The sequence below is a fragment of the Microcoleus sp. B3-D7 genome (assembly GCF_036705305.1).
Lineage (GTDB): Bacteria > Cyanobacteriota > Cyanobacteriia > Cyanobacteriales > Microcoleaceae > Microcoleus.
Map to the genome: position 1 here is coordinate 1 of NZ_JAUBUE010000070.1, position 20,778 is coordinate 20,778.

General features: G+C 47.0%; 19 protein-coding genes and 1 pseudogene. 13 read left to right on the top strand and 7 right to left on the bottom strand.

All coding sequences use genetic code 11. The features are described from left to right. Positions 1-232: pseudogene (locus QUB25_RS27625) on the top strand (hypothetical protein); the annotation flags it as partial. 174 nt (positions 233-406) lie between these two features. Here the strand turns inward: QUB25_RS27625 and cphA are convergent. Both cphA and QUB25_RS27635 read right to left on the bottom strand, forming a co-directional pair. Continuing rightward, complete coding sequence (gene cphA / locus QUB25_RS27630) at positions 407-3,127, bottom strand: cyanophycin synthetase (RefSeq protein ID WP_333188364.1); 2,721 nt, start codon at positions 3,125-3,127, stop codon at positions 407-409. A gap of 335 nt (positions 3,128-3,462) precedes the next feature. Continuing rightward, positions 3,463-4,356: a cyanophycinase gene (locus QUB25_RS27635; protein ID WP_333041076.1), complete on the bottom strand. Its 894-nt coding sequence runs from the start codon at positions 4,354-4,356 to the stop codon at positions 3,463-3,465. Here QUB25_RS27635 and QUB25_RS27640 point away from each other — a divergent pair. From QUB25_RS27640 to larB, 7 genes are all read left to right on the top strand, one after another. Then, on the top strand, positions 4,355-4,615 hold the full coding sequence (locus tag QUB25_RS27640; RefSeq protein ID WP_333060039.1) for a hypothetical protein: 261 nt from the start codon (positions 4,355-4,357) through the stop codon (positions 4,613-4,615). The two genes, QUB25_RS27635 and QUB25_RS27640, sit on opposite strands and share 2 nt — an antisense overlap. 72 nt (positions 4,616-4,687) lie before the next feature. Continuing rightward, positions 4,688-5,383, top strand: a complete 696-nt coding sequence (gene trmD, locus QUB25_RS27645) for a tRNA (guanosine(37)-N1)-methyltransferase TrmD (RefSeq protein WP_333188367.1) — start codon at positions 4,688-4,690, stop codon at positions 5,381-5,383. A 559-nt stretch (positions 5,384-5,942) separates the two neighbouring features. After that, positions 5,943-6,422, top strand: a complete 480-nt coding sequence (gene ispF / locus QUB25_RS27650) for a 2-C-methyl-D-erythritol 2,4-cyclodiphosphate synthase (RefSeq protein ID WP_333188371.1) — start codon at positions 5,943-5,945, stop codon at positions 6,420-6,422. Positions 6,423-6,484: 62 nt separating this feature from the next. Continuing rightward, on the top strand, positions 6,485-7,003 hold the full coding sequence (locus QUB25_RS27655; RefSeq protein ID WP_333188374.1) for a hypothetical protein: 519 nt from the start codon (positions 6,485-6,487) through the stop codon (positions 7,001-7,003). A 7-nt stretch (positions 7,004-7,010) separates the two neighbouring features. Further along, positions 7,011-7,583 (top strand): PIN domain-containing protein, encoded by a 573-nt coding sequence (locus QUB25_RS27660; RefSeq protein ID WP_333188377.1) that lies wholly within the window; start codon positions 7,011-7,013, stop codon positions 7,581-7,583. Positions 7,584-7,623: 40 nt separating this feature from the next. Further along, entirely contained in the window at positions 7,624-9,384 is a 1,761-nt protein-coding gene (locus QUB25_RS27665; protein ID WP_333188380.1) for an ABC transporter substrate-binding protein, read from the top strand. A gap of 35 nt (positions 9,385-9,419) precedes the next feature. Beyond that, entirely contained in the window at positions 9,420-10,223 is an 804-nt protein-coding gene (larB, locus tag QUB25_RS27670) for a nickel pincer cofactor biosynthesis protein LarB (protein WP_333060046.1), read from the top strand. Between the two features lie 365 nt (positions 10,224-10,588). On the opposite strand, the gene QUB25_RS27675 is transcribed toward larB, so the two are convergent. Further along, positions 10,589-11,200 carry a hypothetical protein gene (locus tag QUB25_RS27675; RefSeq protein ID WP_333188385.1) on the bottom strand — a complete coding sequence of 204 codons (612 nt, stop codon included), beginning with the start codon at positions 11,198-11,200 and terminating at the stop codon, positions 10,589-10,591. 326 nt (positions 11,201-11,526) lie between these two features. On the opposite strand from QUB25_RS27675, the gene QUB25_RS27680 reads away from it, so the two are divergent. The 3 genes from QUB25_RS27680 (at position 11,527) to QUB25_RS27690 (ending at position 13,199) form a co-directional block, all read left to right on the top strand. Then, positions 11,527-11,739, top strand: a complete 213-nt coding sequence (locus tag QUB25_RS27680; protein WP_193973911.1) for a chlorophyll a/b-binding protein — start codon at positions 11,527-11,529, stop codon at positions 11,737-11,739. Positions 11,740-11,882: 143 nt separating this feature from the next. Further along, complete coding sequence (gene psbP / locus QUB25_RS27685; protein ID WP_333188388.1) at positions 11,883-12,422, top strand: photosystem II reaction center PsbP; 540 nt, start codon at positions 11,883-11,885, stop codon at positions 12,420-12,422. 126 nt (positions 12,423-12,548) lie between these two features. Further along, on the top strand, positions 12,549-13,199 hold the full coding sequence (locus tag QUB25_RS27690) for a nucleoside triphosphate pyrophosphatase (protein ID WP_333188391.1): 651 nt from the start codon (positions 12,549-12,551) through the stop codon (positions 13,197-13,199). Between the two features lie 180 nt (positions 13,200-13,379). On the opposite strand, the gene QUB25_RS27695 is transcribed toward QUB25_RS27690, so the two are convergent. Beyond that, the gene (locus QUB25_RS27695) at positions 13,380-14,294 is read right to left on the bottom strand and encodes a calcium-binding protein (protein WP_333188394.1); all 915 of its coding nucleotides are present in this window, start codon (positions 14,292-14,294) and stop codon (positions 13,380-13,382) included. 302 nt (positions 14,295-14,596) lie between these two features. Between QUB25_RS27695 and eno the strand changes: the two genes are divergently transcribed. Continuing rightward, positions 14,597-15,877 carry a phosphopyruvate hydratase gene (gene eno / locus QUB25_RS27700; RefSeq protein WP_445251991.1) on the top strand — a complete coding sequence of 427 codons (1,281 nt, stop codon included), beginning with the start codon at positions 14,597-14,599 and terminating at the stop codon, positions 15,875-15,877. 115 nt (positions 15,878-15,992) lie between these two features. Here the strand turns inward: eno and argC are convergent, their stop codons facing one another. Further along, entirely contained in the window at positions 15,993-17,051 is a 1,059-nt protein-coding gene (argC, locus tag QUB25_RS27705) for an N-acetyl-gamma-glutamyl-phosphate reductase (RefSeq protein WP_333049472.1), read from the bottom strand. Between the two features lie 317 nt (positions 17,052-17,368). On the opposite strand from argC, the gene QUB25_RS27710 reads away from it, so the two are divergent. Beyond that, positions 17,369-18,385 (top strand): sulfate/molybdate ABC transporter ATP-binding protein, encoded by a 1,017-nt coding sequence (locus QUB25_RS27710; protein ID WP_333188397.1) that lies wholly within the window; start codon positions 17,369-17,371, stop codon positions 18,383-18,385. 161 nt (positions 18,386-18,546) lie between these two features. On the opposite strand, the gene QUB25_RS27715 is transcribed toward QUB25_RS27710, so the two are convergent. Continuing rightward, positions 18,547-18,888, bottom strand: a complete 342-nt coding sequence (locus QUB25_RS27715) for a low temperature-induced protein (RefSeq protein WP_333041098.1) — start codon at positions 18,886-18,888, stop codon at positions 18,547-18,549. A gap of 440 nt (positions 18,889-19,328) precedes the next feature. Beyond that, positions 19,329-20,120, bottom strand: coding sequence for an imidazole glycerol phosphate synthase subunit HisF (gene hisF, locus QUB25_RS27720; RefSeq protein ID WP_333188399.1), 792 nt, complete (start codon positions 20,118-20,120; stop codon positions 19,329-19,331). Positions 20,121-20,778: the final 658 nt, after the last annotated feature.

Below are 20,778 nucleotides of genomic sequence, written 5' to 3' on the forward strand. Positions count from 1 at the left end.
TAATCAGTGGTTTGACTCATTTCTATTGGTGGCCGGAGGCAAAAGTTTAATCATGGTTAATCGACCGGACATAATATCAGAGTATCAGTTACTAATGAATGCACTTTCATTGCGTAACGCAATTGCTCATGGCTTCAAAACTACACAACTTACGCAAAGCTCTGTATGCGAACTGATTGAGATTGCAGAGCAACTATTGAAATCTCTGCATACTGGCGAAGAAGCAAGCTAACATTTTAAAAAGCATAAGAGTTACGCACTGAACACGAAAAAGCCAGCTTTGAGATTGCTCTCCCGTTACGCAATGACAGAAAATCGTAGTGGTGCGTAAGTTCTGTCCTGTAAAAAAATAGGTTGGGTTTAACACAAGTAAACCCAACCTACCAATTCAATTAAAATTCAGAATTTAGCCTTGATTCACCACAGTCGGTTTTAAACTTTCCTGTGACTTCGATCGATCTAAACCATTTTGAACTTCCACAGATTCCTTAATCGGTTTCCGCGTCTCAATTAAACTCAAAGCTTTGTTGACACTTTCAGGTAAAATCACTACCAAACTGCCGGCCGGCGCCTCATCTAAAGCCTTGTTAACAGCCGTTGTTTCGTCGAGAATCAACTCGTATTCAACTTGAGATTTATTTGCGGTTCCTGCTGAAATCGCCTCGGCAATTCCCTGGCAAATTAACTTTGCCACAGCACCGGGTTCTCGCCCGCGCCTGTCAATATCTTCTTTGACAATGATACGATCGAACATCTCGGCCGAAAGTTTACCCAGCGTGACAAAATCTTCATCTCGCCGGTCTCCAGGGGCGCCGACTACCCCTATCCGCCGTCCCGGCCAATTCAGCACGAAACTACCCAAAGCCTTGTAGCTGTGGGGGTTGTGGGCGTAGTCTAGCAAAGCGTGATAGTTGCCCAATTTAAACAAATTCATCCTTCCGGGAGTTTGACCGACGGATGCTTGGAAGCTGGACAAAGCAGCGCGAATATCTTCTATTTTCAATCCTTGGGCAAAGGCCGCCAAACAAGCTGCTAAAGCATTGGCAATCATAAACGGCGCCCGCCCGCCCATCGTCAGTGGCACGTTCACAGCCTGCTCAATTCTCAGCGTCCAATCGCCTTTCAATATCGACAAATACCCATTTTCGTAAATCGCTGCCAGCCCGCCTGCAGCGGTATGTTTGGCAACCAGTTCGTTGTCCGGGTTCATCGAAAAATATGCAATTTGAGCCTTGACACGCTGCGCCATTTGTGCTACTAGCGGGTCATCTGCATTCAAAACTGCATAGCCTTTGGGCATTACCGACTCGACGAGGACGCTCTTGAGTTTGGCTAGTTGTTCCACGGTGTCGATGTCGCCAATTCCCAAGTGATCTGCCGCGACGTTCAAGACGACGCCGACATCGCACTGATCGAAGCCGAGGCCCGATCGCAAAATTCCGCCTCTAGCCGTTTCCAGCACCGCCACTTCCACCGTCGGGTCAGACAAAATCAATTGAGCACTCTGCGGCCCGGTATTGTCTCCGCTTTCGACCAAATAATCGCCGATGTAAGTGCCGTCGGTAGTCGTGTAGCCGGTAATCTGACCGGTCTGCTTGACAATGTGGGCAAGCAGGCGAGTGGTTGTCGTTTTGCCGTTGGTTCCCGTTACCGCTAAAATCGGCACCCGGCTGGGTTGAGGCGAGGGGAAAAGCATATCGAAGACGGCACCGGCGACGTTGCGGGGTAAACCTTGACTCGGGGCGACGTGCATTCTGAAACCCGGTGCTGCGTTGACTTCGACGATGACGCCGTTGACATCGCGCAGGGGTTGGGAGATGTCGGGAGTTACTACGTCAATGCCGGCAATGTCCAAACCGATAATTTTGGCGACTCTGGAAAACAGCCAGACGTTTTCCGGGTGGATTTCGTCGGTGCGATCGACTGCAATTCCACCGGTACTCAAGTTTGCTGTCGCGCGCAAAAATACTCTTTCGCCGGCGGGCACTACGGAGTCCATCGCGTATCCTTGTTTTTGCAGCAAATCCAGGGACAATTTGTCGATCGTGATCCGGGTGAGCACGTTGTCGTGTCCGTCTCCTCGCTGCGGGTCGCGGTTTACTTCTTCAATAAGCTGTTCTACTGTAGACTTGCCGTTACCCACGACGTTAGCGGGGACTCGTTCTGCAACTGCTATGACTTGCCCGTTGACTACTAATACTCTGTGGTCGCGGCCGAGGTAATAGCGCTCGACTATCACGCTTTTTGTTTTTGATGCCGCGCTGGCTAAGTCGTAGGCTTCTTCTGCTGCTTCCCAGGAATTGATGTCGATCGTAATGCCGCGGCCGTGGTTGCCGTCTAGGGGTTTGAGGACGATCGGATAACCGCCGACATCTTCGATCGCCCCGCGCAGTTCATCCAAATAATGAATCACCGTCCCTCTGGGAACCGGCACACCGGCGCTGGCGAGGATATTTTTGGTACCTTCCTTGTCACAGGCAAGTTCTACTCCCAAAACTCCGGTCCGGTTGCTCAGAGTTGCCTGAATCCGCTTTTGGTGAACCCCGTAGCCGAGTTGAATCATAAACCGGGCGCTCAAAGGTATCCAAGGAATGCCGCGCGCTTCTGCTTCCTTAATCAGTGTTTCCGTGCTCGGCCCCAGGGCCGCCGACGCAGCAAACTCTCTCAGGTCTCTCAAATCTTGGACTAATTCTGCTGCTGGATAAGTGCCTGTCTCGGCAATGCTTTGGCACATCCGCACGCCTGCCCGGGCTGCATAGCGACCGGCTTGTTCGTGTTGATACTCGATTACTACTTGGTAAATGCCTGGGGTCGCAGTCTCGCGGGTGCGACCGAACCCGACCGGCATTCCTGCCATTTCCTGAAGTTCTAGGGCGACGTGTTCGATTACGTGTCCCATCATTGTGCCTTCTCTGACCCGTTGCAGGAATCCTCCCTGATGGCCTGGAGAACAGTGATGGTCGTTCAAACTCGGAAGTGCCGCGATCAACCCTTCGTAGAAGCCAGGAATTTCCGCTGTGGTTTTATCTGCCCACTCCTCTAAATCCAGACGCATCAGGACGAGTTTCTGGCGTCGGATGCTCCAGTAGTTGGGGCCGCGTAAGGTCTGGATTTTAAGTATTTTCATGGCAATTAGAGGGGTATGGGGCGCGAAATCTTATAGATAATTGGAGCATTTATTCAATTTCGATCTAGATTGCTCGATCGACTGTTCGCTGCGAACAGTTTGGGAGTGAATTTCCAGTTATGGGCTACCCAATTGAAAATTCATGCCCCTACGATCGGCTAAAAACAAGTACAGGCCAATGGCTAGCCAAAAGTCAAAGCCCGAAGCTAGAATTTTCTGTGGTTCGGCCTGGGGTCAGACCGTGGCTGCTTCGGAATCTATTCTATTTTTGTATCCATGATTCGGCCGGAATGTCGCCTAATTTCTGCCGAATCAATGACCAGAGATGTTCTACGTTAGTTGGCTGTGCGGCATTCGGGGGGCCAGCCAGACTCGGAACAGGCTCCTGATGGCATTGGTTTGCCGAGGGGCATATTGTAGCAATCTCCGTGACACAGAACGTGCAAGCGCATATTGAACAGACTTAAGGGTTCTGTCGCTCCTACCATAGACTCATTGGTATAAAAATTTTCCCTAGAATCAACAATAGTCACAGTGCCTTTACCAAGAATTTTCATAGTATCGTCTCCCTCAAACAAGGCGCACGTGTCTTCGTCAATACCAATAGCGAGGCGATCTGGATGGCAAGCCACAGCCGACAGCAAGCGAGCCATGCGGTTGCGGTTGTGAAAATGCTGGTCTACGATGATCTCAGGAATAATGTTAAGTCCGTTTGCCATGTCTACTAAAGAGCGGTTTGGTGACGCGCCACTCCCACCGCCTGCAATCATGTGATATCCCATCACCGCAGCACCTGCGCTGGTGCCAGCGAGGGTAATCTTGCCTTCGAGAGTTTCTTTGCGAATTTTCTCCATCAGCGGGGTGTCCGCCAGCAGTCCACAAAGTCGCAGTTGGTCGCCGCCTGTGATGAATACGCCCGTACAGTCTTCTAAGTAATCTTTCCAGACGGGGTTTTCGCCTTGTTCGCGTTCGCGGATGTCCACTACTTTGACGGCGCTAACGCCCATTTCGTCAAATATTGTGCGGTAGCGGTTGCTAATTCCTTCGGGATCTCGCGAAGCGCACGGAACGATCGCCAGCCGAGCGTTTGCACCCCCAGCACGGCAAAAAAAGGTGTTCAGAATCTCTCGCCCGTGAACTTTGTCTTCGGCTCCCCCGATGACCATAATCGAGGTTTTTGTGCGCTGGGGAATATTGTGTTCAAGGGCTTGAGATGTCAACTGCTGCATGGTGTGTCTTCCTCTGTTGGATGTGAAATTCAATTTTGCCGTTGCTGTGGGTACAATAGGGCTTTTTAAGAATAAATTTTTGTTTGTGCCAGTGAGGTGCGATCGCCGATCGCACTATCCCGCAGTTGTTTGGGGCGAATTTACTTGCAGTCGCTGTCATGAAAAACAGATTATTTTTGTACAAAATCGGCCCGCCGACACAGGAAGAGAATTTAACTTGCCAAAATTTTCAGAAATTATAAGAAATTATAAAGAATAAAGCAATTACTGAAAACTGAACTCCCTCTAAAGGTCAAACTAGAGGTGATGTATCAATGAAATTCCAATAATCGTGCGATTTGACGTTGTTACCCTATTTCCAGAATTTTTCCGGGCTCCCCTAGAGTCGGGACTGATGGGCAAAGCCTTAGCTAAAAAGATTGCTGAGGTGAATTTTGTCAATCCCCGCGATTTTACCACAGACAAACACCAGCGAGTCGATGATGAGCCTTACGGGGGCGGAGTAGGGATGCTGATGAAACCGGAACCGATTTTTGCTGCGGTGGAGTCGCTGCCGGTTTTGCCGCGGCGAGAGGTGATTTTGCTGACTCCCCAGGGGGAACCGATGCAGCAGGCGATGTTTCGGGAGTTGGCGGCCGATCGCGATCAGTTGGTGTTGATTTGCGGTCATTATGAGGGTGTGGACGATCGAGTCCTGCATTTGGTCACTCGCGAGGTGTCTTTGGGGGATTTTGTGCTCACGGGGGGCGAAATTCCGGCTTTGGCTTTGATTAATGGGGTTTTGCGATTGCTGCGAGGAACTGTGGCGAAGGAAGATTCCCTAAAGTTTGAGAGTTTTGAGGACGGACTTTTGGATTATCCGCAGTACACTCGACCGGCGGATTTTCGGGGATTGAAGGTGCCCGACGTGTTGCTGTCTGGTAATCACGCAGAAATTGCTCGCTGGCGTCGGGAACAGCAAATTGAAAGAACTCGATCGCGCCGATCGGATTTGTACGATCGGTGGTTGCAGGAGAGGGGAGAATAAGATTTGAGGATGTAGCCGTTATTAGTTGGATCTTCAGGGATGATTAGCAATTTAAAGCTAATAGAACTCCCCAGGCAGCACTAAGTTACAGTTTTGGTTCTTGAAGCTTTCAAGCCTTCAGCAGCTAAAAGATGTCTTAGTCGCTCGATCTCAGCTTTAGTTCCGACAAAAACAGAACCAGGCATCTTCTTTTTTAAGTTCATCGTTTCAGCTAATGACAATTCCATAGCCTGACGCAGGATTTTTGTTACAACTGTTGCACGTTGTTATTCTTCCAATACAATCAAGTTCCTATTCCCTTCGTTTGCTAAAATTTATTTTCTCATTTCGTTAGGTATAGCATCAGTATTATCTAACGCGATTGCCTGAGAGCAATAATGACAGCTAGAAGATAGATGCCAGACAACTTTTTTGTCGAAGACAGACTGACCAACCGACATCTGTATGTCTTTGCTACAATTACCGCAAAGTCCGTAAATCAAGACCATTCTTTTTCAGCTATCTCCCCGCAAATATGAAATAATTGTCTTTTGGTATACTTCCAAAACCTAAATTTTACATGAACATCCGCATCGGCAACGGCTACGACATTCACTGCTTAGTTCCTGAACGCCCCCTCATCCTTGGCGGCGTCCACATTCCCCACGAATTAGGCTTATTAGGACACAGCGACGCAGACGTACTTACCCACGCTATCATGGACGCTATGCTCGGAGCTCTCAGCTTAGGAGATATCGGTCTTTATTTTCCGCCAACTGACCCGAAATGGAAAGGTGCTGATAGTTTAGTATTGCTGGCACAAGTCAATGAGTTAATATTAGATAAAGGCTGGGAAATCGGCAATATTGATTCGGTGGTCGTAGCCGAACGTCCAAAGCTGAAACCGCATATTGAGCCAATGCGCGATCGGCTTTCTACTGTCCTACAATTAAAACCTGACCAAATCGGCATCAAAGCTACTACAAACGAAAAGTTAGGGCCCGTGGGGAGAGAAGAAGGAATTGCAGCCTATGCTGTAGTTTTAGTGTCCAGAAATTAAAAAAGTGGTTTGATAGTAGAAGTTGAATTTACTTAAACTTATACGCTAGGAAGGCTGAAACCATGCAAACTGAAACCTTAGAAGTAGAATTACCCATAGAGGCGGATATTATCGCGTTGGACAAGGACGATCAGATAGTCGTGCTAATCGAGGTCAAAATTAATCAAGCTAAAGAAAAGGCAGCCAAACAGAGGATTACCGAGCGCACGCTTGAACAAATAAAACATTTCCTCTCAAAGCTCTCCGAAAAAAATGTGGTAATTCCTTATGCTATGATTGTCACTCTCGAAAATATAATCGTTTTTAAATGGGACGGCACTGTTTTGTCTGAAGCTGTTTTATCGTTAAAAACGGCTGACATCCTTCACTATTATGACTCAAAATTAGGCGAACAGCGGATATTTGAGCCATACCTAACTAGGCTGATTGAAGCATGGTTGCGTGACTTAGCTTATAATTGGAAGTCTGAGATTCCGCCAGCAGCGGAACAGATAGCAGCAATCGGTTTGCTGCCGTTGCTAGCAGGTGGGACAACACAGTTAAGGGTAAAATTTGGTGGCGATTTTATATATAGAAACTAACTTTTTGATGAGTATTGCTACAGGGCGCGATCCTGATGCCAATAACTTGTTACTGAGTGTACCAACATCAGCCCGCATTGCCATACCTGCTATTTGCTGCATGGAAGCTCTCTCGGCTTTAGAAGACGAGATCAAGCGCCGCAACCGTTTTGCAGATGAACAGAAAAAACAAATTAGCCAGATCAAGCGCGATCTTACTTCGCCTTATGCTAAGTCTCTTTTATTCCATGTAGAAGAGTCTTTGACTGAAAATGAAGGATTGCTCAATAATATTAAAGTACGTCTTTTTGAGGCTCTTGAATTATTGGCTGAAAATGTGGAGATGATGGAACTAACAGCAGATACACTGCGAGAAAGCTTGAATACAGTTTTTATTGAAGAAGACCCGACCGACAATTTGATTCTCCACTGCATCTTGAATCACGCATACTTACACGCTCATGAAGTCAAGGTATTTTTGAGCAATAATACAAAAGAATTTGGTGTAGTAGAAGTTCAAGATGCTTTGCGGGAAGCCGGGATAACCAAGTATTTTTCGCGTACTGAAGACTTTCTCGGTTGGTTACAATCTCAGTCATAGTTGCACGCAGGTGGTAAACTAAAAAATTATGAAAATTTCTATGATGCTACATTCAAGACTGCGCTGGCTGGCGATTTTACTGGCGGCAATTGCCACTATAACTCTGTCTGCGTGCACTCCAGCCCGATCAAACTTAGTAAACAGACTCATCGTTCCCACCCCCAGCGGTCCAGCAACCTTTAACTACCCCCTAAATCAATCTGCATACAGCGTTTTTGGCTATATGTACGAGGGACTGATCAACGAAAACGGCTTGACCTCTGAATTAGAACCCGGTTTAGCTGAGTCGTGGGAAGTTTCTAAAGATGGCAAAAAGATTGTCTTCACCCTGCGAGAGGGGTTGAAATGGTCGGACGGCGAACCGATGACTACTGATGACATTATCTTTAGCTATGAAAAGATTTATTTCAATGACAAAATTCCTAGCGGTTTGAAAGATATTCTGAGGGTTGGCATCAGCGGCCTATTTCCAAAAGTCAAAAAACTCGACAGTCGCCGCGTAGAATTTTCCGTTGCAGAACCCTTTGCTCCTTTTATTAGATATGCTGGGGGAATCCCAATTTTACCAGCTCATATTTTACAGGAATCTATCGATAATACAGATGCAGACGGCAAGCCTCAATTCTTGACTACTTGGGGCACGGATACTGACCCTAAAAAAATTGTTGGGAATGGTCAATACCGAATGTTGAGCTATACTCCCAATCAGCGCGTGGTTTTGGAACGAAATCCATATTTTTGGCGCAAAGATGCTGAGGGAAATGTCCAGCCTTACATCCAGCAAATTGTTTGGCAAATTATCGAAAATACTGACAATCAACTGCTGAATTTTCGATCGGGCGATTTGGATACTCTGAACGTGGAGCCGGAAGTGTTTCCGCTGCTGAAACGGGAGGAAAAACGCGGCCAATATACGGTCTTCAATGGCGGCCCGGATACTGGCAGCGTGTTTATGTGTTTCAATCTGAATAAGGGGCGCAATGCTCAAAATCAGCCGTTTGTAGACCCGGTTAAGTCTCGCTGGTTCGCGAGTAAGGAATTTCGGCAGGCGATCGCCTATGGCATCAACCGCGAGGCGATGACTAACAATATCTATCGCGGACTTGGCGCGCCACTGCATTCCCCAATTCCGGCGCAAAGCCCGTTCTACCTGTCCCCAGAACAGGGATTGAAAACTTACAGTTACGATCGACAAAAAGCCAAAGAGTTACTGTTAAGTGCTGGTTTCAAGTATAATAGTAACAACGAATTGTTGGATGCTGAAGGCAACAAGGTACGATTTACTTTGTTGATGGCGGCCGGTAAAAAAGTTCGGGAACAAATGGGAACGCAAATTAAGCAAGATTTAGGCAAACTGGGGATGCAAATTGATACGCAGTTTCTCAGTTTTAACACTTATGTGGAAAAACTGCGATTGACGCGGAATTGGGATACTTACCTCGGTGGTTTTACGGGAGGTACTGAACCGCACAGCGGCTACAATATTTGGTCAGTCAATGGCACTTTGCACAGTTTCAACCAGGGCCCGCAATCCGGAGAACCCCCGATTAAAGGTTGGGAAGTGTACGACTGGGAGCAGAAAATCGATGACCTTTATGTGAAGGCTTCCCAGGAGCTTGATGAGGCGAAGCGCAAGGAGCTTTATGGAGAAACGCAGCGGATTATAGCGGAACAAGTTCCTTTTGTTTATATGGTAAATCCGCTGACTTTTGAGGCGGTGCGTGATCGCGTTTCGGGAATTCGCTACAGTGCTCTGGGCGGTGCTTTTTGGAATTTGTACGAGTTGCAAATAACAGAATAGTCAGCAGTTATTAGTCATTAGTCAGTCATTAATTAATGGAACCTAAAATTTTACAGAAGTTACTCGAATCTGTGGCTGCCGGCGATATTAGCCCCATCGCAGCTTTGGATAAATTAAAGCATTTTGACTTTGAACAAGTCGGTGATTTTGCCAAAATTGACCACCACCGCACTTTAAGAACGGGTTTTCCTGAAGTAATTTGGGGCCCAGGGAAAACGCCAGACCAAATTGTTGAGATTATCGAGGCGATGCGCGGGCGAAATTCTGCGGTGATGGCGACGCGAATCGAACCGGAAGTTTTCGAGCAATTGCAACAAAAAATACCCGATTTGTGCTACTACCAAAAGGCTCGAATTTGTGCAATTTCTCCTAATTCCCCAACTCCGCAGCATCCGGGTACTGTGACTATTATCAGTGCGGGAACGGCGGATTTGCCTGTAGCGGAAGAGGCGGCAATTACTGCGGAACTTTGCGGTTTTCAGGTGCGACGTTTGTGGGATGTCGGAGTTGCCGGCATTCACCGTTTGCTGAGCAACCGGCACGTCATTGCCGGTGCTGATGTGTTGATTGCGGTTGCGGGCATGGAAGGTGCTTTGGCGAGTGTGGTTGCGGGTTTGGCAGATTGTCCGGTGATTGCTGTGCCGACGAGTGTAGGTTACGGCGCGAGTTTTGGCGGGATTGCTCCTCTTTTAACTATGCTCAATTCTTGTGCGGCTGGTGTGGGTGTGGTGAATATTGATAATGGGTTTGGGGCGGCGATTTTGGCTTGTCAAATTCTGAGAACTGCTGGGAAAGTGGAGAGAAGAGGAGAGGGGGAGAATGGGAGTGAGGGGGAATAGTTAGAAACCCCCTCGATTAGATAAGATTAAAGCTAACTGTCACAGGACGATCAATTTTTAGGGTGCATCTTGCACCATTCTCAAGAACAGGCAAGATGCGTGTTCCACAAAGAGTGAGTTTTCTTGTGGGGTGGGCATCCTGCCCGCCCGTAAAAAACCTAATTGAAAATGGTGCCACATCTCAGGTGCGTCAGACTTCGTTATTGAAAGATTATTGAAGATTTCCGGTAGTAGAGCACCTTACCATATATGCCAGTTGCGTCCAAGACGGCCAGACTCGGCGGTTGAAACCGCGTCTAAACTTGCTTCTCGTCCCAGCAGAGGAGGACTAAAGAATACATGAGGTATTATTGCCGGATTTGATATTACTTGCTGCCCAGCCAAATCGGATAAGCAGAAGAATCGTCAGCTTTCAACTTTTGGGCCTGATAACTCTTGCTAGTCCAACTAGCAACTGTTTGCAGGCTTTCTGTTAAACAACTTTCGCTGCCAAACGCTTCAAATCCCAAAGTCCACCACGCGCTGCCGTTAATGTTCAACTGAGTAAGTTCCACGCTGCAACCTTGGGGAATTGGGGCTTCGACAGGCACAGATATCAGGACGCCAGGGGCCGAAACTTGATAAAGACGTTGCGCTCGCTTTTTCTTGACTCCCACCCACTTTCCTGTCGCCACAATATCCGCCGGTATCGGCGCCATGGTGTCCGCACAAACCCACTTCAGCCACTTTTCGGCTTTGCCTTCCCAGCGATTGGCGAACTGCATCGTCCCTAACTCTGCCTGACGCCACTTTACCTCCAAGGTTTTCCCACGCAGCTTCACTCCCAAGTAGTCGCAGTTAGGTACTAGCAAATATATGTCTTCCCGTTCTTCAGGAGGCGAAAGATACGCGCCGAGACTCTCGCTTCCAAACCATTGATTGAGCGATTTTGGCAGTGCACCGCTATAAAACCACCGCATTTCCAGACTGGCCCGCATAAATTTTTCCTCCGTTCCACAATTTTCGTCAAACCCAGACTGGATTTGCCATACACCATCGACTTTTGTGCCTCTCCACTCTATCCTCCCCCCTCCGGGGCCCAGAGTCTACCCACAGTCATACCATTGTTAGATTTTAGATTTGAGATTTTAGACTTGGGAAAGACTGACTATATAAGGGTTTAGAGCTTGCCTACAGTTGCATTTTTTTTTAAACTGGTGTCAGAGCGAGGTCTTTTAAAAAGATTTCTCACAATCCTTTACATATCTTCACAAGTCTGTTACATTTATTTACAGTACACTAAAAACCATTTAGGAAAAAAAAGATGACTAACCGAGGCTTAATGCTGGACGACCAAGGCAAAATGAACAATTTTGCGATCGAGCCGACAGTATACATCGATGACGAACCCCGCACCGGCTTTACCCCCTACGCAGAACGCTTAAACGGCCGCCTTGCCATGATTGGCTTTGTTTCTCTCTTGGCTTTAGAAGTTTCGACCAAGCACGGGCTGATTAGCTGGCTGACTCACCTGTAATGATTTTGTTAACAATTAAACTATATGGCTATGGATCGCTGGCGTTAGACAAACAGCGATCCATAGCTTAACTATTTTTAGGGGCAAGGTTTGGTGAGACAATTAAAATTAAATATTTTTGTTTTACCCTACCCGTAAAAAGAATGCTCAAACGAATTGCGGCAATACTTCTGGTGGTTCTAAGCCTCACATTAACCGGTTGTGTGTCTAAAGTCACCGGACTCAAAAGCTACGTTGATACTGGCGACGGCTATCAATTTCTCTATCCTAACGGCTGGCTGCCGATCGCGGTTTCTAACGGGCCCGATGTGGTGTTCCGCGATTTGATTCAGCAAACCGAGAACGTCAGCGTGGTAATCAGTCCAGTCCCCAAGGACAAAACTCTGGCGGATTTGGGAACGCCGACGGATGTGGGATACAAGCTCAGCAAAAGTGCGATCGCCCCGGCTGATTCGGGCCGCGAAGCTGAATTAGTCAATGCAGAAGCTCGTGAATCGCGATCGAAAAACTATTACATTTTAGAATACGCCGTTAAGTTGCCAAACCAAGAACGCCACAACTTAGCGAGTGTAGCCGTCAGCCGCGGCAAACTTTTTACGCTTAACGTTTCCACTACCGAAGAACGCTGGCCGAAGGTAAAAGAAGCTTTTGAGAAAGTTGTTAAATCTTTCTCTGTTTATTAGGGAATTGGGAATTGGGAATTGGGCATGGGGCATGGGGCATTGTTGACTGTTGACTGTTCGCTGGAAACCTCACCACAGTTAACTGTCAACTGTCAACTGTCAACAGTCAACTGAACTTCTTAACTTATGAAAATTCCAACTTTTGTATTAGCTTCAGCTTCTCCAGCGCGCCGCCGTCTGCTAGAAAATGCCGGCATTCAAGCTGTGATTTGCCCCAGCGATTTTGATGAAGGGCAAATACAAATGAAAGATGCCACTAATTTAGTGCAGGTTTTAGCAGAGGGAAAAGCTGAGGCTGTAGCTAAGTTTTTACTGGCTAATTCTCACCCGCAAATCTCCAATCCCAAATCGTGTTTGGTGTTGGGATGTGATTCAATTTTGCTCATAGATGGCGAAATTCACGGCAAACCCAAGGATGCGGAAGAAGCAATCTCGCGCTGGCAGAAAATGCGCGGTAAGGTGGGCGAACTCTATACGGGTCATGCTTTAATTGATACTAGATTCGATGACTTTGATCAGGCCAGGTCGCGATCGGTCATTCGCTGCCAAGTTACAAAAGTTCATTTTGCGGAAGTTACCTCGCGCCAAATAGCGGCTTACGTCGCTACCGGAGAGCCCCTCGCCTGTGCAGGCTGTTTTGCACTGGAAGGTAAAGGCGGCTTTTTTGTGGAACAAATCGAAGGATGTCACACAAATGTGATCGGTTTGAGCTTACCTCTGCTGCGGCAAATGCTCAGCGAAATGAGATATGATGTGGCGGATTTCTGGAAATCTTAAAGTTTGGTGGACAGCGGACAATTTACATAGCCCATAATCCCAGAAATCGGGAGGCACAGCAACAGTGAAATGCGTTCCCAGGCATAGCCTAGGAAGAGTATGAATTTTGCCTTTCCTCTTGTGGAATGGCCGTTTCGCCTGTCCGTGCTATGCAAATTAGCCTTGCCCACCAGTTGGTAATTATCCTAGAGCGATCGCCCCCTCCGATACAGATATAAACTGAAGTTGATCCGGCGAAACATCCTTCACCAAACCCAAGATATTGCCGGTGCTAGCTTCTCTAATCACCGTCGCCTTAGTATTCAACAGTCTAAACTCCAGAGTTTGAGGGGTTCCCGGAGGATAAGGCCCGCTACTGTCGTAAGATCTGGCATCACCAATTGTTAAAAACCTTTCGCTCAAAACAATATCATTTCGCGTCAATCCTCCCGCCAATCCAATTACATCACCTTCAGCCGGATTGTAATCGAGAATAAAATCGGCAGGCACTTCATCTACATCAAAATTGCCACTAGGAGGCGGTTGAAGCGAACCAATTTCCCCCGAAGTTGCTCCCACTTCTGTGCGGAGGACAAACAAATCGGCGCCTTCACTTCCCCAAAGTCTATCAATTCCAGCATCACCGATTAGAGTATCATTTCCACTCTCTCCTACTAAAGCATCATTTCCTTTACCGCCGCGAATAAAGTCATTTGCCGTGCCTCCATAAACGTAGTCATCACCTTGATCTCCGCTGACAAAATCGCTGCCACATTCTCCATAAACAATGTCAAAATCTTGGCCGCCGCGAATAGTATCGCTGCCACAACCTCCGATTAAAGTATCTGTGCCACTGTTACCATTCATCAGTTCCGCACCACCGGAACCTCTGACAAAATCGTTGCCAGCTAAGGCCCGCAAACCTCCGGGAGTATTCCGCAGAATTCCATTTGCTAATTGAAATACGTCGTCAGTGGGAGTTAAGTCAAAAAAGTTGGGGTCGCTGGCTGGATTTGGCAATGGCCCTGTGAGTAATTTGGTGTTTGGGGGATCAGCAATAATTGGGTCTGAATTTTCAGCTAATGCTCTAATTTCTCCGAGATTTGTTTCTAACATCCTAATTTTCTCCTTTTTTGATTGACTTTGTTGATATTCTGATTTTAACAAAGGTTCCAATTAAGAAATATGCGGGAATCAGGGGTTAAAACAATCCAATTATTGTCAAAGTTGCCGGAGGTCTTTATTCAACAAGCCTAGGTTATTGACACCAATCTGCGCGTCCAAATCCGCAAATATTTTGAACTGTATACCAATAATTCTGGGGATCGCGTACTCTATTACCCGTCAGCAGTCAGCGTGGGAAAACCCAGAGACTGCTAATTGTCATGAAACCTTGAGTTAAGTTCGGAATAATTAATATGCTAGACACTGCGATCGAATCTATTCAAGCCAGAGAAATCCTCGACTCCCGCGGCCGCCCCACCATTGAAGCTGAAGTTTACCTAGCCAACGGTGTTGTAGGACTCGCCCAAGTCCCCAGCGGCGCCTCTACAGGCTCTTTTGAAGCCCACGAACTCCGCGATGGCGACAACAAACGTTACGGCGGCAAAGGAGTCCTAAAAGCCGTCGATAACGTCGAGCACAAAATTGCCCCCGCTTTGGCTAATCTAGATGCGATCGACCAAGCGCTGGTAGACAAAACCATGATTGACTTGGACGGTTCCCCGAACAAATCCCACCTCGGCGCAAATGCCATTCTCGGAGTCTCCTTAGCCACAGCAAAGGCGGCCGCCGAAACTTTAGGACTCCCCCTTTACCGGTACTTGGGCGGGCCCTTAGCGAACGTTTTGCCCGTACCACTGATGAACGTGATCAACGGGGGATCTCACGCTAACAATAATGTGGACATTCAAGAATTTATGATTGTCCCTGTGGGTGCGCCTTCTTTTAAAGAAGCTTTACGCTGGGGTGCAGAGGTATTTGAATCCTTGAGTAAAGTCTTAAAAGCTGAGGGTTTGCTGACTGGTGTGGGTGATGAAGGCGGTTTTGCGCCTAATCTTAAATCCAATCAAGCAGCTTTGGATTTGTTGATTGCAGCTATTGAAAAAGCTGGCTATAAGCCGGGTGAACAAGTTGCTTTAGCTTTGGATGTTGCTGCTAGCGAATTTTACAAAGATGGGCAGTACACTTACGACGGTGTTGCTCATTCGCCGGCAGAATTAATCGATTATTTGGATGGTTTGGTGAGTCAATATCCCATTATTTCGATTGAAGATGGTTTGCACGAAGACGATTGGGACAGTTGGGTAGCGCTGACGCAGAAAATGGGCAGCAAAGTTCAATTGGTGGGTGACGATTTGTTTGTTACTAATCGCACGCGGCTGCAAAAAGGAATTGATTTGAAAGCTAGCAATTCGATTTTGATTAAGCTGAATCAAATTGGTTCTTTGACAGAGACTTTGGATACGATCGACCTGGGCAAACGGAACAGCTATCGATCGATCATCAGCCACCGTTCCGGTGAAACTGAAGATACCACAATTGCCGATTTGGCGGTAGCGACTCGCGCCGGCCAAATCAAGACTGGTTCTCTGTGTCGCAGCGAACGGGTGGCTAAATACAACCGTTTGTTACGGATTGAGGATGAATTGGGCGATCGGGCAATTTATGCTGGCTCGATCGGTTACGGGCCCAAGTAACACTTGGTAATCGGTAATTGGGAATGGGTAATTGGGAATAGGTAATTGGTTAGTTTTTAATTTTCATCACCAATGCCCAATGCCCAATGCCCAATGCCCAATGCCCAATTACCAATTAAGGATAGAAAGCCAATTGTGGCAAACCCAAAGTTTCTTCCCAACCCATCATCAAGTTCATGCACTGGATGCCTTGACCGGCTTGTCCCTTAATTAAATTGTCGATCGCCGATAGCACAATCACCCTGTCAGTACGCGGATCGACTTCCACACCGATGTAACACAGATTCGTGCCGCAAGCCCATTTTGTTTGCGGATAAACTCCAGCCGGTAACACTTTCACCCAAGGACAATTGCGGTAAAAAGCGCTGAAAATCGTGATTAAATCTTCCCGCACCAAACCCGGATCGCGCAAAGTTGCGTAAACAGTCGCCAGAATTCCCCGCACCATCGGAATTAGGTGGGGAGTAAACTGAACTTTAATATCGTGTCCCGCTAAATCGCTGCAAATTTGCTCGATTTCTGGCGTGTGGCGGTGGCGGCCAACGCCGTAAGCGCCCAGAGAACCCTCTGCTTCAGCCAACAAGAGATTAACTTCAGCTTTGCGGCCCCCTCCCGAAGCACCGGATTTGGCGTCGATAATTGCTGTTTCTGGCACGATGAGGCCTTGTTTGAGCAAAGGTGCCAGGGCTAATAAACTAGCAGTGACGTAGCAGCCGGCACAGCCTACTAACTGAGCGTTTTTAATGCGATCGCGGTACAATTCTGGCAAACCGTAAACAGCCGTTGCAGCCAGTTCAGAGTCTGATCGCTCGCCGCCGTACCAAGCTTTGTAAGTTTCCAGATTTTCAAATCTGTAGTCAGCCGACAAATCCAAGACTTTGCAGCCTTTTTCTATCAGCGTCGGTGCCATTTTGCAAGCTAAACCGTTCGGCAGCGACAGAAACACAACTTCACATTTTGCCGCTATTTTGTCTAGGTCGATCGCCTCGACTGTCAAATCAATGCAGTTAGTCAGATGCGGATAAAGGCTGGAAAAAGGTTTTCCCGCACTGCTATCCCCGCCCAAATAAACTACTTCAGCCGCTGGGTGATCTGCCAGCAGTCGCACAAGTTGCACGCCGCCGTACCCTGAAGCGCCGATAATTCCTACAGGCACACGTCCAACATCTCCCATTTTCCTTTATCCCCTCAGCCGTTGAAGCCAAAAACGCTTGAACTTTTGCTGCATTGTAGTACCAAATGCCAACTTTGGTGGCAAAGAATTGTGTTGTTTTGTTTTGGAAGTGCATTTTTGTTAATTTTCCGGTGTTTGACCGATCGCCAAAACCCTAAAATTAACAAACGGATGTGCGATCGTGCTATAAAAAACTTACTTTAACCCCTCCCCAAAACGGAGATTAACATTTTTCGCTCAAAGCTCGAATCTCGAAGCTCAACATCCATCCGTTAAATCTGTTAAATCTTGTACACGGCTTTGTTGCCGAACGAACAATGGGCATAGTTGTAGAAAACGTCTCAAAACAGTTTGGCAGTTTCCAAGCACTCGATCGAGTCAGCTTAGAAATTGAATCGGGTTCCCTAGTCGCATTGCTGGGCCCGTCTGGTTCCGGCAAGTCTACACTGCTGCGGCTGATTGCCGGTTTAGAAATGCCAGACTCCGGAAAAATCTGGCTGACAGGCGAAGATGCCACCAATACTAGCGTCCAAGACCGCAAAATTGGGTTCGTGTTTCAGCACTACGCGCTATTCAAGCACATGACCGTGCGAAAAAACATCGCTTTCGGCATGGAAATTCAGAAACTACCGCCGGCGAAAGTCAAATCGCGGGTAGAAGAATTGTTGAATTTAGTGCAATTGGGAGGATTGGGCAATAGATACCCGTCGCAACTTTCAGGAGGCCAGCGGCAGCGGGTGGCCCTCGCCAGAGCCCTGGCTGTGGAACCGAAAGTGTTACTGCTAGACGAACCTTTTGGAGCTCTTGATGCCAAAGTTCGCAAAGACTTGCGTGCTTGGTTGCGGCGACTGCACGACGAAGTACACGTTACCACAGTCTTTGTGACCCATGATCAAGAAGAAGCGATGGAAGTTGCCGATCAAATTACAGTAATGAATAAAGGTAAAATCGAACAAGTCGGCACACCCGCAGAAATTTACGACCATCCCGCTAGTGCTTTCGTAATGAGTTTTATCGGGCCAGTCAATGTATTGCCCAGCAGTTCAAGAATGTTTCAAGACAACGGCTTTGACTCAGCCAACCCAGAGATTTTCTTGCGCCCTCACGACGTAGTAATTGAAACTACAGAAAATAGCGCAACAGTGCCTGCAAGAATCAGTCGCTTGATTCATTTGGGATGGGAAATTCAGGTAGAATTAACCTTAGATGACGGTCAAGTAGTAAACGCTAATTTGACTAGAGAAAGATTCGATAGCTTGAACTTGCAGCCCCAGCAAAGAGTGTTCGTAAAGCCGAAAGATGCCAAGTCCTTTCCACTTTTTTATTCCATCTAAGAGCAATTCTGAAAACTCAAGCTAAATTTAGATTGGATACTGCCTTTCCAAGAATGTGGCGCGGTGCGGTGTCTCTACAAAAAAAAATCTAGGGACACGGCACCGCGCCGTGTCCCTAATCTTTTATACTGACAACTGTCCGCTGACTACTGCGCGCTGAGTTAGTCTTTAATTTTGTTGACAGCTTTTTTGACTTGTTGCTCAAAGGATGTAGCTTGTGTATTGGAAGGATTTTTCATTTTTTCAATGTCAGCGTCTCCCTGAACTTCGTTGGGTCCTTTGCTGGCTTTTTCTTGAGTTTCTTCCAAGGACATTGGTTTTTTCAGTACAGCTTCTTGAGATTCTTTTTCAATTCCTAAAAGTTGGTCTTCACCTTTGGTGGGGCTGCTAGTAACTGCAAAAGCCGGGAAAGCATTAGAAACAAACATCAAGGCACAAAAACAAACAGCTATTAAAGTGCGGACTAAACGCTTGGCAGGGAAGTTAAAGCTGATAAAAGACATACAAAATTTCTCCGTTTTTAGAAGTTTTGATCGCTAAGATTGTTAACAGGCTGAAGCTCACTCATATTCTGCACAATCTTTAACTCAAGTTTGAGAACAGCAACCGTTGCTTTTTTTCAAATTGAGCTAATATATAATATTTAGCTGAAAAAGCTGGTATTTGAAATCCTTCTCAGGGAATATTTCTAGATGACTGGCGTCGGTCGCCCCAAGACCTTTATGTAGAAGGCACTTGTGTAGAATCAAAAAAATTCTCTATAAGTGCCTTCGGATGCGCTTCACATAGCGGTATCAATCTCAGTAACTGGTTTTATCGTGGGGTGGGGGCGGGTTTATTTAGCCTGTTTGCAATGTGAGAGGGCGCTTGAGTGAATCCGCAGAGCGGTTTGTTGAAAATATTGCAAGATACAAGATATGAGATGCGCCCGACTATCCACTGACTAATGACTAATAACCAATGGCTGCTGCTGTCGCACGGGAACTTGATATTTTGCTAGATAAGTTTTAATTTCTCCTACACTGAGTTGCCCGTAATGCAGCAGGGAAGCCAGCAGGGCTGCTTCTGCTTTGCCCTCCGTGACGGCTTCGTAGATGTGGTGACAGTTGCCGGCGCCACCGGAAGCAATGACGGGAATTTCGACCATTTCGGCAATGCTTCGAGTTAATTCCAAATCGTAACCGGCTTGAGTGCCGTCCGAGTCCATGCTTGTCACCAGAATTTCGCCGGCGCCGCGCTGTTCGGCTTCCTTTGCCCACGCGATCGCATCTTTTCCGGTATTTTCTCGCCCTCCGCGCACGTACACGTCCCAACCAGGATTATCTGCGTCTTTCCGTTTGCGAGCGTCGATCGCCACTACAATGCACTGATTACCAAATCGATCGCTGGCTTTGTCAATTAAACTCGGATCGCGCACCGCCGCCGAATTAATACTCACCTTGTCTGCGCCCGCCCTCAATAAACTTTTAATGGTGTCTAACGATTGGATACCGCCGCCCACTGTCAAAGGGATAAATACTCGATCGGCCGTTCGGTACACCACATCGATCATAATATTCCGGTCTTCGTGAGTCGCTGTAATGTCCAGAAACACCAACTCGTCAGCACCCGCATCATTGTAAACCTGAGCCATTTCTACCGGATCGCCAGCATCCTGAAGATTGACAAAATTGACACCTTTGACCACGCGACCGGCTTTCACATCCAGACAAGGTAAAATTCTTTTCGACAACATACAATTCTCTTCCAATTTAACTTACTCGGCGGGAAGTCCCCCGCTATAACTGTACTCATCTTAGCGGTGGGATGAAAGCCAGGGTAGTTTTTTCCCGTCCTGTTTGTGTTCTGGACTCCTAGCTGGAGAACGAGTTAAACAGGCAAGAATTAACCAATCTCTCAGCTATCACAAGACGGTAACAATCAATAAAATTAGTTTTAAAAATTTGATAAATTCTCATAAATTTCGCAACGATTGCCACAACCAAGCAGTCAAAAGCGATATCTATGGCATTTAGCAGCTTACTCTAGCATAGAGGATTTTTACTCTTAGTGGTTCCCTACGCTCCTCACCAACAGTTAATCTCAGAACAAAAGACCTTAATCAGTCTGATTCGGGGCCTGCTAGAAAATTATTAAAATTATTCCAAACGTTTCTGCTGGAATGGACTTTGACACGCCACAGCTTATTGCTGTTTAGCCAAATTTCTTAAAAATCGCTGAGGGTCATAAGAATGGGGGGAGGTAAAATAGGCACTTTTCTAACAATTGTTTTTTACACAGCAATTATGATCGCTGGTTCATTGGTGACAAGTTAAGACAATACTCCGGACAGTTTTTCAAGAGGGAGGCGATGGCTTCGGCAAGCAACGCTTACGCAATAAATCACAGAAGCG

Coding starts and splice junctions, on each gene's coding strand:
- cphA (WP_333188364.1), bottom strand. CDS start 3,127: ATGAAAATACTTAAAATCCAGACCTTACGCGGCCCCAACTACTGGAGC.
- QUB25_RS27640 (WP_333060039.1), top strand. CDS start 4,355: ATGGTGTGTCTTCCTCTGTTGGATGTGAAATTCAATTTTGCCGTTGCT.
- QUB25_RS27635 (WP_333041076.1), bottom strand. CDS start 4,356: ATGCAGCAGTTGACATCTCAAGCCCTTGAACACAATATTCCCCAGCGC.
- ispF (WP_333188371.1), top strand. CDS start 5,943: ATGAACATCCGCATCGGCAACGGCTACGACATTCACTGCTTAGTTCCT.
- QUB25_RS27655 (WP_333188374.1), top strand. CDS start 6,485: ATGCAAACTGAAACCTTAGAAGTAGAATTACCCATAGAGGCGGATATT.
- QUB25_RS27660 (WP_333188377.1), top strand. CDS start 7,011: ATGAGTATTGCTACAGGGCGCGATCCTGATGCCAATAACTTGTTACTG.
- QUB25_RS27665 (WP_333188380.1), top strand. CDS start 7,624: ATGATGCTACATTCAAGACTGCGCTGGCTGGCGATTTTACTGGCGGCA.
- larB (WP_333060046.1), top strand. CDS start 9,420: ATGGAACCTAAAATTTTACAGAAGTTACTCGAATCTGTGGCTGCCGGC.
- QUB25_RS27675 (WP_333188385.1), bottom strand. CDS start 11,200: ATGCGGGCCAGTCTGGAAATGCGGTGGTTTTATAGCGGTGCACTGCCA.
- QUB25_RS27680 (WP_193973911.1), top strand. CDS start 11,527: ATGACTAACCGAGGCTTAATGCTGGACGACCAAGGCAAAATGAACAAT.
- psbP (WP_333188388.1), top strand. CDS start 11,883: ATGCTCAAACGAATTGCGGCAATACTTCTGGTGGTTCTAAGCCTCACA.
- QUB25_RS27690 (WP_333188391.1), top strand. CDS start 12,549: ATGAAAATTCCAACTTTTGTATTAGCTTCAGCTTCTCCAGCGCGCCGC.
- QUB25_RS27695 (WP_333188394.1), bottom strand. CDS start 14,294: ATGTTAGAAACAAATCTCGGAGAAATTAGAGCATTAGCTGAAAATTCA.
- eno (WP_445251991.1), top strand. CDS start 14,597: ATGCTAGACACTGCGATCGAATCTATTCAAGCCAGAGAAATCCTCGAC.
- argC (WP_333049472.1), bottom strand. CDS start 17,051: ATGGGAGATGTTGGACGTGTGCCTGTAGGAATTATCGGCGCTTCAGGG.
- QUB25_RS27710 (WP_333188397.1), top strand. CDS start 17,369: ATGGGCATAGTTGTAGAAAACGTCTCAAAACAGTTTGGCAGTTTCCAA.
- QUB25_RS27715 (WP_333041098.1), bottom strand. CDS start 18,888: ATGTCTTTTATCAGCTTTAACTTCCCTGCCAAGCGTTTAGTCCGCACT.
- hisF (WP_333188399.1), bottom strand. CDS start 20,120: ATGTTGTCGAAAAGAATTTTACCTTGTCTGGATGTGAAAGCCGGTCGC.